The following is an 11,879-nucleotide window of genomic DNA, read 5'->3' as shown; positions in this document are numbered from 1 at the left end:
TGAACGGCACCGGCTCGGTGGTGTGTGCGGTGTGGGCCTGGCCGGTGGACTCGTCTTCCATCTGCTCGACGTTCCCGTGGTCGGCGGTGATCAGCGCCTCGCCACCGACCTTGTCCAGCGCCTCGACAATGCGGCCAACGCAGTTGTCCAGCGCTTCGACAGCCTTGACTGCCGCTTCGAACACGCCGGTGTGGCCGACCATGTCACCGTTGGCGTAGTTGACCACGATCACGTCGAAGCGCTGTTGCTCGATGGCTTCGACAATGCGGTCGGTCACTTGCGGTGCGCTCATTTCCGGTTGCAGGTCGTAGGTGGCGACCTTCGGCGATGGGATCAGGATGCGCTCTTCGCCTTCGAATGGCTCTTCGCGGCCACCGGAGAAGAAGAAGGTGACGTGGGCGTATTTTTCGGTTTCGGCGATACGCAGTTGGGTCTTGCCGTGCTTTGCCAGGTACTCGCCCAGTACATTGTTCAGGCTGGACGGGGCAAAGGCAGCGGGTGCCGGGATTTTCGCCGAATACTGGGTCAGGCCGATGTAGGCCGCCATTTTTGGCAGGCGTGCACGGGCGAATTCGGTGAAATCGGGCTCGACGAAGGCGCGCGACAACTCGCGAGCGCGGTCGGCGCGGAAGTTCATGAAGATCACGGCATCGCCGTCTTCGACCTTGACTGCTGCGCCAATGCGCGTGGCCTTGACGAACTCGTCGCTCTCGTCACGGGCGTAGGCCGCTTTCAGGCCTGCCACGGCGGTGTCAGCGGTGTATTCGGCGCTGCTGTCGACGATCAGGTTATAAGCGGCGCTGACGCGGTCCCAGCGGTTGTCGCGGTCCATGGCGTAGTAGCGGCCGATGAGGCTGGCGATGCGGCCCTTGCCCAGCTTGGCGAAGGTGGCGTCGAGCAGCTCGATGGACGACTGCGCGCTACGTGGCGGGGTGTCACGGCCATCGAGGAAGGCGTGGAGATAGATTTTTTCCGCGCCGCGCTGCGCGGCCAGTTCGGCCATGGCAACGATGTGGTCCTGGTGGCTGTGCACGCCGCCATCGGACAGCAGGCCAAGGATGTGCACGGCCTTGCCGGCACCGGCAGCCTTGTCCACCGCACCGGTGAGCACCGGGTTTTGGAAGAACTCACCGTCGCGGATGGCCTTGGTCACCCGGGTGAAGTCCTGATAGACGACGCGGCCCGCGCCCAGGTTCATGTGACCGACTTCGGAGTTGCCCATCTGCCCGTCCGGCAGGCCGACATCCATGCCCGAGCCGGAAATGAGGCCATGCGGCTGGCTGGCGCGCAGGCGGTCGTAGACCGGCGTGTTAGCGGCATAGATGGCGTTGTATTCAGGGCTTTCGCTGTGGCCGAAGCCATCCAGGATGATCAGGACCAGGGGTTTGGGCGTACTCGTCATCAATCAAACTCACGGTTGTTCAAAGATGATAAAGAAACGCATTTTAGGGCAAATACGCCACGTGCGGCGAATAATCGTCCCATCCCCCGACCGGCGCGCGTGCGCTGGCAACATGAAGCTGGTCTGGTGGCCGGCCCGTCGGGCTTTGGTGGTACCAAGGGGCTGTGTATACTGGCCGGCATTTTCAATCGCCTGGAACACCGCTGATGGTTGCTCACCTGATTCAATTCGCGACAGATCACTACATCCTGGTTGCGATCTTCTTCATTCTGCTGGCCCTGCTGCTCATCAATGAAATCCGCCGTGGCGGGCAGAGCCTGAGCAACGGTCAGCTGACTGCCCTGGTCAATGCCGACAAGGCGCTGGTGATCGATATCCGCCCGGCCAAGGAGTACTCCGCCGGTCACATCGTGGGTGCGGTGAACATTCCGCAGGACAAGCTGGCCAACCGCATGGCCGAGCTGGACAAGCACAAAGAGAAGACCCTGATCGTCGTCGACGCGATGGGCCAGCAGTCCGGCAGCATTTGCCGCGATCTGCTCAAGGCCGGTTACAACGCCGCCAAACTGAGCGGTGGCGTTTCCAGCTGGAAAGCCGATAACCTGCCCCTGGTGAAGTGATATGAAGCCCGTCATCGTTTATTCCAGCGACTACTGCCCCTACTGCATGCGTGCCAAGTACCTGCTCGAGAGCAAGGGCGTGGCATTCGAGGAAATCAAGGTCGACGGCAAACCGCAACTGCGCGCCGAGATGGCTCAGAAAGCCGGCCGCACGTCGGTGCCGCAGATCTGGATCGGCAGCACCCATGTCGGTGGATGCGATGACCTCTATGCCCTGGAGCGCGCCGGCAAGCTCGACGCGTTGCTGGCGGCCTGATTTGCACTGCATTCGAAAACATTAGGATAAGGATCTGCCATGACTGACCAACAGACCAACGGCGCTGCTGCTGAAGACAACAGCCCTCAGTTCTCCCTGCAGCGCATCTATGTGCGTGACCTGTCGTTCGAGGCCCCGAAAAGCCCGCAGATCTTCCGTCAGACCTGGGAGCCAAGCGTTGCCCTGGACCTGAACACCAAGCAAAAGGCCCTGGAAGGCGACTTCCATGAGGTGGTGCTGACCCTGTCGGTCACCGTGAAGAACGGCGACGAAGTCGCGTTCATCGCTGAAGTGCAGCAGGCGGGTATCTTCCTCATCGCCAACCTCGATGCTGCTTCGATGAGCCACACGCTGGGTGCGTTCTGCCCGAACATCCTGTTCCCGTATGCCCGCGAGACCCTGGACAGCCTGGTGACCCGTGGTTCGTTCCCGGCGCTGATGCTGTCGCCGGTCAACTTCGACGCCCTGTACGCGCAAGAAATGCAGCGCATGCAGGAAGCCGGCGAAGCGCCAACCGTTCAGTAACTGCTGCCGGTATCGGAAAAGCGCCTCTAGGGGCGCTTTTTTGTTGGCTGTGTGGGAAGCCGCACGTGGTCCCTGTGGGAACCGGCTTGCCGGCGATAGGGCCAGTGCAGGCTTACACATCAGCTCCCGGCAAACCCGTTCTGCCGCCAGGCCTCATACACCGTCACCGCCACCGTGTTGGACAGGTTCAGGCTGCGGCAGCCTGGGCGCATGGGCAGGCGCAGGCGTTGCTCGGCGGGCAGGCTGTCGAGGACTTCTGCCGGCAGCCCGCGGCTCTCCGGCCCGAACAGGAACGCGTCACCCGGCTGGTACGCGACCTCGTGGAACGAGTGCGAGCCTTTGGTGGTAAAGGCGAACAGCCGTGGGTTGCCCAGGCTTTCCAGGCATTCGGCCAGGCTCTGGTGGCGCTTGAGCGTGGCATACTCGTGGTAATCCAGCCCCGCGCGGCGCAGGCGCTTGTCATCCAGTTCGAAGCTGATGGGTTCGATCAGGTGCAGGTGGCAGCCGCTGTTGGCGCACAGGCGAATGATATTGCCGGTATTCGGCGGAATTTCTGGTTGAAAAAGGATGACGTGAAACATGCACGGCTCCAAGCAAGAGGATGACGGGCATTCTACCCCCGAACCGGATGTGCGTTCGAAGGCGTTGCCGCGCATGCTGCTGTCGCTGGCGATCGTCGGGGTAATGGTGGGGCTGATGATCGGCCGCCTGACCGCCCCTGTAGAGCGCCAGTTGCAGCAGGTAGAGGTGTTGTCGAATGGGCTGGCGCTGTGGTTCAACGAAGAACCCAAGCTGCATGCCGAGAACGTCCACGGCACGGTGGCTGTGCTGTTCCAGGCCCAGGGCACGGCCCGGCAGGGCCAATTGAGCCTGAACGGCAAACCGGTAAGCTGGCGGCTGCAGAACAGCCAGGAAGGGTTGTTGCTGACGGTGGTGGCCGCGCGCCCCCTGCACGGCCAATGGGCCGGTGCAGAAGACGCTGGGCGCTGGCGGCTGCAGGTGAGCCTGCAGGAATAAAAGAGGGGATATCCCGGCCTGCCTGTACCAGGGTCCCCAAAAGGGCTACGGCGTACTGCGTGTAAAGGGGGGATGGCCCGGCCTGCCTGTACCGAGGTCCCCAAAAACGGCGGTGTTGCTAATAAAAGAGGGGTTCACCCGGCCTGCCTGTACCAGGGCCCCCGAAACTGGGTATGTATTAGCTATTGCAGGGGGCGTGCCAATTTTGCAAAACCCGGAAATACTGGGCTTTGAGGGGGATTCGGCCGGTTTTTGAGGGGGTTTGTGCCTTGGCGAGGTGCAGCGGGCACAGGAACGGTGCATCGGAAGGCTGAAACAGCTGGGGCCGCTTTATATGTCATGCCTTGTGGCGATGAAGGACAACCCAGCGCTCAAGGCCCGTCATGAGGCGCTGCGCGCACGCGGGAAACTTGCCAAGGTCGCTATCGTGGCCTGCATGCGGGTCTTCTTGGTGGAACTCAATGCGATGCTCAGGACTGAGGATGTAGATCATCAGCCAAAATGCAGGACTCGAAGATCACACGGTTTCTTGTGGGAGCGGGCTTGCCCGCGAACACCGGCGTAGCCGGTGCCAGACACCGCGTCGTCTGCTTCGCGGGCAAGCCCGCTCCCACAATGAATCGCGCAAGCTTTTCAAATTTTGGGAAAGACAGTTGCTCCTGCAGGTAACGCATCAGCCCGGAGGCAGAGATGGTCCGTGTAGGAGCGGCCTTGTGTCGCGAAAGGGCTGCGTAGCAGCCCCAAAGATCTCGAGGTTTAACCTAGCGCTCAGTGCTCGTCACCTTCCTCGTCATCGCCACCCGCCACATTCATCCCCAGTTCCTTGATCTTGCGGGTCAGGGTGTTGCGGCCCCAGCCCAGCAACAGCGCCGCATCGCGGCGCCGGCCGGCGGTGTGCTTGAGGGCGGTCTCGATCATGATCCGCTCAAAGCTTGGCACCGCGCTGTCCAGCAGGTTGGATTGCCCACGCGCCAATGCCTGGTCAGCCCACTGGCGCAGCGCCTGCTCCCAGTTGGTCACGGGGGCAGCGTCCTGGGGCAGGTTCAGCAACTCCGGCGGCAAGTCACCAATCAGTACCTCGCGGCTGGAGGCCATGACGGTGATCCAGCGGCAGGTGTTCTCCATCTGCCGCACGTTGCCCGGCCATGGCAGGTTGCGGATGAACTCCTCGGTTTCCGGCTTGAGCACCTTCGGCTCGACCGCCAGCTCTTGAGCGGCACGGGCAAGGAAATGGCGGGCGAGTGCGGGGATGTCTTCGCGCCGGTCAGCCAACCTCGGGATATGGATGCGAATCACGTTCAGGCGGTGGAACAAGTCTTCGCGGAACTTGCCAGCCTGCACCAGTGACTCGAGGTTCTGGTGAGTAGCGGCGATGATACGCACGTCTACCTTGACCGGCACGTGGCCGCCGACCCGGTAGAACTCGCCATCTGCCAGCACCCGCAGCAGGCGGGTCTGGGTTTCGGCGGGCATGTCGCCGATCTCGTCGAGGAACAGGGTGCCGCCATCGGCCTGCTCGAAGCGGCCCCGGCGCAGGTTGGCGGCGCCCGTGAAAGCGCCTTTTTCGTGGCCGAACAGCTCGGACTCCATCAGGTCCTTGGGGATGGCGGCCATGTTCAGGGCAATGAACGGTGCCGCCGCGCGCGGGCTGTGGCGGTGCAGGGCGTGGGCTACCAGTTCTTTGCCGGTACCGGACTCGCCATTGATCAGCACGGTGATGTTGGAGTGGCTGAGGCGGCCAATGGCGCGGAACACCTCCTGCATCGCCGGGGCTTCACCGATGATCTCCGGCGTGCGCGCCAGGCTTTGTGGCACGTCCAGCCCTTGCTGCTCCTGGGCGTGCTGGTTGGCCCGCTTGACCAGCGAAACCGCCTCGTCCACGTCGAACGGCTTGGGCAGGTACTCGAAAGCACCGCCTTGGTACGATGCCACGGCGCTGTCCAGGTCGGAATGGGCGGTCATGATGATGACCGGCAGGCGTGGGTGCTGCTCGCGAATCTGCGCCAGCAGGTCGAGGCCGCTGGCCCCCGGCATGCGGATGTCGGAAATGATCACGTCCGGCTGCTGGCGGGCCAGGCGGCCCATGACACCGTCTGCGCTGTCGAAGCTCTGGGTGGTCATGCCTTCCTGTTGCAGGGCTTTTTCCAGGACCCAGCGGATGGAGCGATCATCGTCGACGATCCATACGGTTTCACTTCGGCTCATGAGGCGGTGGCTCCTTGTTCCAGAGGCAGGTAGATCGAGAAGGCGGTATGGCCAGCGTGGCTTTCACACTCGATCAGGCCCTGGTGCTGGCTGATGATGTTCTGGGTAATGGCCAGGCCGAGCCCGGTACCGTCCGGGCGACCGCTGACCATGGGATAGAAGAGGGTGTCTTGCAGTTCCAGCGGGATGCCCGGGCCGTTGTCGATGATCTCCACCCGGGCCACCAGGCGATGGCGCACGTGGCCGATGGTGAACTGGCGCAAGGCGCGGCTGCGCAAGGTGATGCGGCCCAGGCGCAGTTCGTTCTGCGAGCTGATCGCCTGCATGGCGTTGCGCACGATATTGAGCACGGCCTGGATCATCTGTTCGCGGTCGATCAGGACATCCGGCAGGCTTGGGTCGTAGTCGCGCACCAATGTGATGCAACCCTGGCTTTCGGCTTCGACCAGGCTGCAGACCCGCTCCAGTACTTCATGGATGTTGGTCATGGCCAGCGAGGGCAGCTTGTTCGAGCCCAGCATGCGGTCGACCAGGTTGCGCAGGCGGTCGGCCTCTTCGATGATTACATTGGTGTAGTCGCGCAGGCCGTCCTCGGGCAGCTCGCGGGCCAGCAGCTGGGCGGCGCCGCGGATGCCCCCGAGGGGGTTCTTGATTTCGTGAGCCAGGCCCCGCACCAGCATCTTGGTGGTTTCCTGTTTGCTCAGTTGCGCCTCTTCCTTGGTGATGCGCAGCAGCCGGTCGCGCGGGTGCACCTCCAGCAGCAGCAGGGTCTGGCCCTGGTGCAGGATTGGCGTTACCGCGTAGTCGACCGTGATCGTCTGCCCGGTCAGGGACGTCAGTTGTGCTTCGCGTTTGGTAAACGGGTGCGCCTGCTCGACCGCCTGGCGCAACGAGCTGAGCGCCTCGGTCGATTCAGTGAACAGTTCGCTGATGAACTGCCCGTGACTGCGCTGGCCACTGACCGCCAGCAACATTTCTGCAGCTGGGTTCATGTATTCCAGGCGCAGCTCACCGTTGAGCAATAGCGTGGCGGTGGTCAGGTTGTCCAGAAGCAGACGGTGCTGTGCATCGCTGATGGTCATAAGGCGTCGTTGACCTCTTTTGGCGCTTGTCTGGCAGGGTGCAGCCAGAACCCGGGGCGCAGTGAATCCGCTGATTCCAGTTTCAGTGCATAAAATGCAAGAAACAAACCAAAGCTCCGAAAAGAAGCGGAATTGTCCGATGAGCACCCGAAATCGCGCAGATTCGCACCAGAATGTTCTGGTTTAACGTTTCTTGTGACCTTTTTTGGGGTGCATTCAAGGGCGTCGCTCGCAAGAATGCACCAATAAGGAGCATAGAGCTTTCAGGATTTATCGCACAATTGACCGGTGGCGCGAACCAAGGCCTGGTGCAGTGGTTGGGGCGCGGACCGGCCGGCCAGTTCCTTGGCCAGCCGTGTGCTGCAGCCTGCCCCGGGCTCACGGTCGAAGGCTGCCAGCCTTTGCAGGAGTGTGCCCTGCAGATCATCCAGTTGCGGGCGGATGGCTGTCTGCAAGTCGCGGCGTTGCGTGTGCGGCGCCGCGCCCTCGCGGTGCCAGTCGGACAGCAGGGTGTATTGCAGCAACTTGTTGGCTTCCATCTGGTCGGCGAAAAACGCCTCGGCGCGTTGTGGTGCCAGGCCGTGGCCAGGTGCGGCGGCACGGACATTGGCCAGCACCTGTTGCTCGCGCAGCGTTGCCTGCACGGGCTGGCCAGTGTCCCACTTGTGCAGCGCCACGGCTTCAGCCAGGGCCAGGCGCCGTTCGATGTTGTCGAGCAGCGCGGACAGCGCCGTATCCGGCGGGGCTTCTGCAGTGCAACCGGTCAGGGCCAATACAGCCACTGCGGCGAAGGGGAAATGACGCATGACAGACCTCCAGAGCATAGGGTGAAGGCCCGAGTGTGGCGGTGTTGGCTGATCCTCGGGGGTAGGACGCTTCCGAAAGTAGTGACGGCAGAAACGAAAACGGCCTCCCGAGGGAGGCCGTTTGATCAGCTCACCGGCGCCGGGCGCCGATCAGATCAGCAGCTGTAGTACAGTTCGTATTCCAGCGGGTGCACGAAGGTGCGGACCTTGATTTCTTCTTCGCTCTTGAGCTCGATGAAGGCGTCGATGAAGTCGTCGGAGAACACGCCGCCCTTGGTCAGGAACGCACGGCCTTTATCCAGCTCTTCCAGAGCTTCTTTCAGGCTGCCGCACACTTGCGGGATGTTCTTGGCTTCTTCTGGCGGCAGGTCGTACAGGTTCTTGTCGGCCGCGTCGCCTGGGTGGATCTTGTTCTGGATACCGTCCAGGCCAGCCATCAGCAGCGCTGCGAAGGCCAGGTACGGGTTGGCCGATGGGTCCGGGAAGCGGGCTTCGATACGGCGGGCTTTAGGGCTGCCAACGTAAGGAATACGGATCGAAGCGGAACGGTTGCGCGCCGAGTAGGCCAGCATCACCGGGGCTTCGAAACCTGGAACCAGACGCTTGTACGAGTTGGTCGACGGGTTGGTGAAGCCGTTCAGGGCCTTACCGTGCTTGATGATACCGCCGATGAAGTACAGGGCGGTGTCGGACAGGCCGGCATAGCCTTCGCCGGAGAAGGTGTTCTTGCCGTCTTTCCAGATCGACATGTGCACGTGCATGCCCGAACCGTTGTCGCCGTACAGTGGCTTCGGCATGAAGGTAGCGGTACGGCCGTAGGCGTCGGCAACGTTGTGCACAACGTACTTCAGCGCCTGGACTTCGTCAGCCTTCTTCACCAGGGTGTTGAACTTGACACCGATTTCGTTCTGGCCGGCAGTTGCCACTTCGTGGTGGTGAACTTCGACGGTCTGGCCCATTTCTTCCAGTGCGTTGCACATGGCAGTACGGATTTCGTGGTCGTGGTCGAACGGCGGAACCGGGAAGTAGCCGCCTTTCACGCCTGGGCGGTGGCCTTTGTTGCCGCCTTCCACGTCAGCGCCGGTCATCCACGAGCCTTGCTCGGAGAAGATCTTGAACATCGAGCCGGAGATGTCCGACTGGAACTTGACTTCGTCGAAGATGAAGAACTCTGGCTCCGGGCCGGCGAAGACAGTGTCACCGATGCCGGTGCTCTTCAGGTACTCTTCGGCACGCTTGGCGATGGCACGTGGGTCGCGGTCGTAGCCCTGCATGCTCGACGGGTCGACGATGTCGCAGGTGATGATCAGGGTTGGTTCTTCGGTGAACGGGTCCAGAACGGCGGTTTCGTCAACCGGCATCAGGATCATGTCGGAAGCTTCGATGCCTTTCCAGCCAGCGATGGAGGAACCGTCGAACATCTTGCCGACTTCGAAGAAGTCTTCGTCCAGCGCATCGCGCGCCGGCATGGTCACGTGGTGCTGAGTACCTTTGGTGTCCGTGAAACGCAGATCAATCCACTTGACGTCATGATCTTTGATGAGTTGAACCGACTTCGACATGTTGTCCTCCGGATGGTCTAGAGCGCGGTGGGCCGCTGCCCTGGAAAAAGGGTGTTGCCGGGCGCGGATAGTCGGCCAAGCTTACCTGCCTCACAAGGGAGCAAATTGCATGCCAGTGCCCGAAAATGGCGAGGGCGGGATAAAAGGGGGCGTTTGCGGGCATTTTGCGGGGGCTTGCGCTGGGAAAGTGCACTCTTTGGATGCGGATTTTGGTATTGGCGCACCGATATGGTGCGCAGGTTGGGTGGTGTGCTTGCTTTGAGGGCCTCATCGTCGGCAAGCCAGCTCTCACAGGTAGAGCGCAACACGTGAGGCCTGGAGATGACCTGTGGGCGCCGGCTTGCCGGCGATGAGGGCGGCACAGGCAATATAAATCCGACCTTCTGTACAAAAGTTGGTCAAATCCTGAGCAATTTCCGATATAATTCGCGCCCCTCATTTTCGGCAGGCCCTGCGCGCGCTGTTAACCAATGAAACTCATCGTCAAAGTCTTCCCAGAAATCACCATCAAGAGCCGGCCGGTGCGCAAGCGCTTCATCCGCCAGCTCGGCAAAAATATCCGCAACGTGCTCAAGGACCTCGACCCTGAGCTTGCGGTGGATGGTGTGTGGGACAACCTCGAAGTGGTTACCCGCGTCGAAGACGAGAAAGTCCAGCGCGAGATGATCGAGCGCCTCACCTGCACCCCGGGTATTACCCATTTCCTGCAGGTAGAGGAATACCCGCTGGGTGACTTCGACGATATCGTCGCCAAGTGCAAGCACCATTTTGGCCACCTGCTGGCCGGCAAGCACTTCGCCGTGCGCTGCAAGCGCGGTGGTCACCATGACTTCACCTCGATGGACGTCGACCGTTACGTCGGCAGCCAGCTGCGCCAGCAATGCGGCGCTGCCGGCATCGCGCTGAAGAACCCCGAGGTGATGGTGCGCATCGAAATCCGCAACCAGCGCCTGTACGTGATCCACAACCAGCACAATGGCATTGGCGGTTACCCGCTCGGTGCGCTGGAGCAGACCCTGGTGCTGATGTCCGGTGGCTTCGACTCCACCGTGGCGGCCTACCAGATGATGCGCCGTGGCCTGATGACCCATTTCTGCTTCTTCAACCTTGGCGGCCGTGCCCACGAGCTGGGCGTGATGGAAGTGGCCCACTACCTGTGGAAGAAGTACGGCAGCAGCCAGCGCGTGCTGTTCATCAGCGTGCCGTTCGAGGAAGTGGTTGGCGAAATCCTCAACAAGGTCGACAACAGCTACATGGGCGTGACCCTCAAGCGCATGATGCTGCGCGGCGCCGCGCATATGGCCGACCGCCTGCAGATCGACGCATTGGTGACCGGCGAGGCGATTTCCCAGGTATCGAGCCAGACCTTGCCGAACCTGTCGATCATCGACTCGGCCACCGACAAGCTGGTGCTGCGCCCGCTGCTGGCCACGCACAAGCAGGACATCATCGACCAGGCCACCGAAATCGGCACCGCCGACTTCGCCAAGCACATGCCGGAATACTGTGGCGTGATCTCGGTGAACCCGACCACCCATGCCAAGCGCCACCGCATGGAGCACGAAGAAAAGCAGTTCGACATGGCCGTGCTGGAGCGCGCCCTGGAGCGCGCCAAGTTCATTTCCATCGACCACGTGATCGATGAATTGGGCAAGGACATCGAAATCGAGGAAGTGGCCGAGGCGCTGCCAGGCCAGATCGTCATCGACATTCGTCACCCCGACGCCCAGGAAGATCAGCCTCTGGTACTGGAAGGTATCGAGGTGCAGGCCATGCCGTTCTATGCCATCAACAGCAAGTTCAAGCACCTGGACCCCACGCGCCAGTACTTGCTGTATTGCGACAAGGGTGTGATGAGCCGTTTGCACGCACACCACCTGCTCAGTGAGGGACATGCCAATGTGCGTGTTTATCGTCCGACATAAGACGCCGGGGCTGTATGGCGGCAGTATCCGCCATCGCCCTCCCGACCGTCGGGCCCGCTGAGCCTTAAACAGTACATATTCGCCGCCTACACTGGGCGGCAACCGAATCCTCTGATCGAGATACACTTGTGATCGAAAATCTGCGTAACATCGCCATCATCGCCCACGTTGACCATGGTAAAACCACCCTGGTCGACAAACTCCTGCGTCAGTCCGGCACCCTGGAGCGTAACGAGCTCAACGACGAGCGCGTCATGGACTCCAACGACCAGGAAAAAGAGCGCGGTATTACCATTCTGGCGAAGAACACCGCCATCAACTGGAACGGCTACCACATCAACATCGTCGACACCCCCGGCCACGCCGACTTCGGTGGCGAGGTCGAGCGTGTAATGTCGATGGTCGACTCGGTGCTGCTGCTGGTCGACGCCCAGGACGGCCCGATGCCGCAAACCCGCTTCGTGACCAAGAAGGCCTTC

Annotated in this window: 12 protein-coding genes; 6 read left to right on the top strand and 6 right to left on the bottom strand. The window is 61.6% G+C overall.

Annotated features, from left to right (window positions below; genetic code table 11):
• On the bottom strand, positions 1-1,402 hold a 1,402-nt coding region (gene gpmI, locus APH30_RS22760), incomplete at its 3' end, for a 2,3-bisphosphoglycerate-independent phosphoglycerate mutase (RefSeq protein ID WP_054913837.1).
• A 206-nt stretch (positions 1,403-1,608) separates the two neighbouring features.
• On the opposite strand from gpmI, the gene APH30_RS22755 reads away from it, so the two are divergent.
• Genes APH30_RS22755 through secB form a run of 3 tightly spaced genes read left to right on the top strand, consistent with a single transcriptional unit; the run spans position 1,609 to position 2,803 of the window.
• Positions 1,609-2,022 (top strand): rhodanese-like domain-containing protein, encoded by a 414-nt coding sequence (locus APH30_RS22755; protein ID WP_009684998.1) that lies wholly within the window; start codon positions 1,609-1,611, stop codon positions 2,020-2,022.
• 1 nt (position 2,023) lies between these two features.
• Positions 2,024-2,278, top strand: coding sequence for a glutaredoxin 3 (gene grxC / locus APH30_RS22750; protein WP_029886544.1), 255 nt, complete (start codon positions 2,024-2,026; stop codon positions 2,276-2,278).
• A 39-nt stretch (positions 2,279-2,317) separates the two neighbouring features.
• The gene (gene secB / locus APH30_RS22745; RefSeq protein WP_009685000.1) at positions 2,318-2,803 is read left to right on the top strand and encodes a protein-export chaperone SecB; all 486 of its coding nucleotides are present in this window, start codon (positions 2,318-2,320) and stop codon (positions 2,801-2,803) included.
• 119 nt (positions 2,804-2,922) lie between these two features.
• Here secB and trmL read toward each other — a convergent pair whose 3' ends face one another.
• Complete coding sequence (gene trmL / locus APH30_RS22740; protein ID WP_054913836.1) at positions 2,923-3,384, bottom strand: tRNA (uridine(34)/cytosine(34)/5-carboxymethylaminomethyluridine(34)-2'-O)-methyltransferase TrmL; 462 nt, start codon at positions 3,382-3,384, stop codon at positions 2,923-2,925.
• Here trmL and APH30_RS22735 point away from each other — a divergent pair.
• Positions 3,383-3,820 (top strand): hypothetical protein, encoded by a 438-nt coding sequence (locus APH30_RS22735; RefSeq protein WP_054913835.1) that lies wholly within the window; start codon positions 3,383-3,385, stop codon positions 3,818-3,820. The genes trmL and APH30_RS22735 overlap by 2 nt on opposite strands.
• Before the next feature lie 768 nt (positions 3,821-4,588).
• Here APH30_RS22735 and ntrC read toward each other — a convergent pair.
• The 4 genes from ntrC to glnA all read right to left on the bottom strand — a co-directional run bounded on the left by ntrC (position 4,589) and on the right by glnA (position 9,475).
• The gene (gene ntrC, locus APH30_RS22730) at positions 4,589-6,025 is read right to left on the bottom strand and encodes a nitrogen regulation protein NR(I) (RefSeq protein WP_009685003.1); all 1,437 of its coding nucleotides are present in this window, start codon (positions 6,023-6,025) and stop codon (positions 4,589-4,591) included.
• Complete coding sequence (gene glnL, locus APH30_RS22725; protein WP_009685004.1) at positions 6,022-7,107, bottom strand: nitrogen regulation protein NR(II); 1,086 nt, start codon at positions 7,105-7,107, stop codon at positions 6,022-6,024. Before glnL ends, ntrC begins: the two co-directional genes overlap by 4 nt.
• Positions 7,108-7,370: 263 nt before the next feature.
• Positions 7,371-7,913 (bottom strand): chorismate mutase, encoded by a 543-nt coding sequence (locus APH30_RS22720; RefSeq protein ID WP_054913834.1) that lies wholly within the window; start codon positions 7,911-7,913, stop codon positions 7,371-7,373.
• A 155-nt stretch (positions 7,914-8,068) separates the two neighbouring features.
• Positions 8,069-9,475, bottom strand: a complete 1,407-nt coding sequence (gene glnA / locus APH30_RS22715; protein ID WP_009685006.1) for a type I glutamate--ammonia ligase — start codon at positions 9,473-9,475, stop codon at positions 8,069-8,071.
• A gap of 470 nt (positions 9,476-9,945) precedes the next feature.
• Between glnA and thiI the strand changes: the two genes are divergently transcribed.
• Positions 9,946-11,400 (top strand): tRNA uracil 4-sulfurtransferase ThiI, encoded by a 1,455-nt coding sequence (gene thiI / locus APH30_RS22710; protein WP_009681219.1) that lies wholly within the window; start codon positions 9,946-9,948, stop codon positions 11,398-11,400.
• 128 nt (positions 11,401-11,528) lie between these two features.
• Positions 11,529-11,879 (top strand): GTP-binding protein (locus APH30_RS22705; protein ID WP_156326614.1); only part of this gene is annotated, 351 nt, incomplete at its 3' end.

The organism is Pseudomonas sp. NBRC 111127 (assembly GCF_001320345.1).
GTDB lineage: Bacteria > Pseudomonadota > Gammaproteobacteria > Pseudomonadales > Pseudomonadaceae > Aquipseudomonas > Aquipseudomonas juntendi.
This window is presented reverse-complemented; position numbering and strand designations above follow the sequence as displayed.

What these genes read in the sequence shown, in the direction of transcription:
- glnA (WP_009685006.1), bottom strand. Translation starts at nt 9,475, where the DNA reads ATGTCGAAGTCGGTTCAACTCATCAAAGATCATGACGTCAAGTGGATT.
- APH30_RS22720 (WP_054913834.1), bottom strand. Translation starts at nt 7,913, where the DNA reads ATGCGTCATTTCCCCTTCGCCGCAGTGGCTGTATTGGCCCTGACCGGT.
- grxC (WP_029886544.1), top strand. Translation starts at nt 2,024, where the DNA reads ATGAAGCCCGTCATCGTTTATTCCAGCGACTACTGCCCCTACTGCATG.
- APH30_RS22735 (WP_054913835.1), top strand. Translation starts at nt 3,383, where the DNA reads ATGCACGGCTCCAAGCAAGAGGATGACGGGCATTCTACCCCCGAACCG.
- APH30_RS22755 (WP_009684998.1), top strand. Translation starts at nt 1,609, where the DNA reads ATGGTTGCTCACCTGATTCAATTCGCGACAGATCACTACATCCTGGTT.
- ntrC (WP_009685003.1), bottom strand. Translation starts at nt 6,025, where the DNA reads ATGAGCCGAAGTGAAACCGTATGGATCGTCGACGATGATCGCTCCATC.
- glnL (WP_009685004.1), bottom strand. Translation starts at nt 7,107, where the DNA reads ATGACCATCAGCGATGCACAGCACCGTCTGCTTCTGGACAACCTGACC.
- secB (WP_009685000.1), top strand. Translation starts at nt 2,318, where the DNA reads ATGACTGACCAACAGACCAACGGCGCTGCTGCTGAAGACAACAGCCCT.
- trmL (WP_054913836.1), bottom strand. Translation starts at nt 3,384, where the DNA reads ATGTTTCACGTCATCCTTTTTCAACCAGAAATTCCGCCGAATACCGGC.
- thiI (WP_009681219.1), top strand. Translation starts at nt 9,946, where the DNA reads ATGAAACTCATCGTCAAAGTCTTCCCAGAAATCACCATCAAGAGCCGG.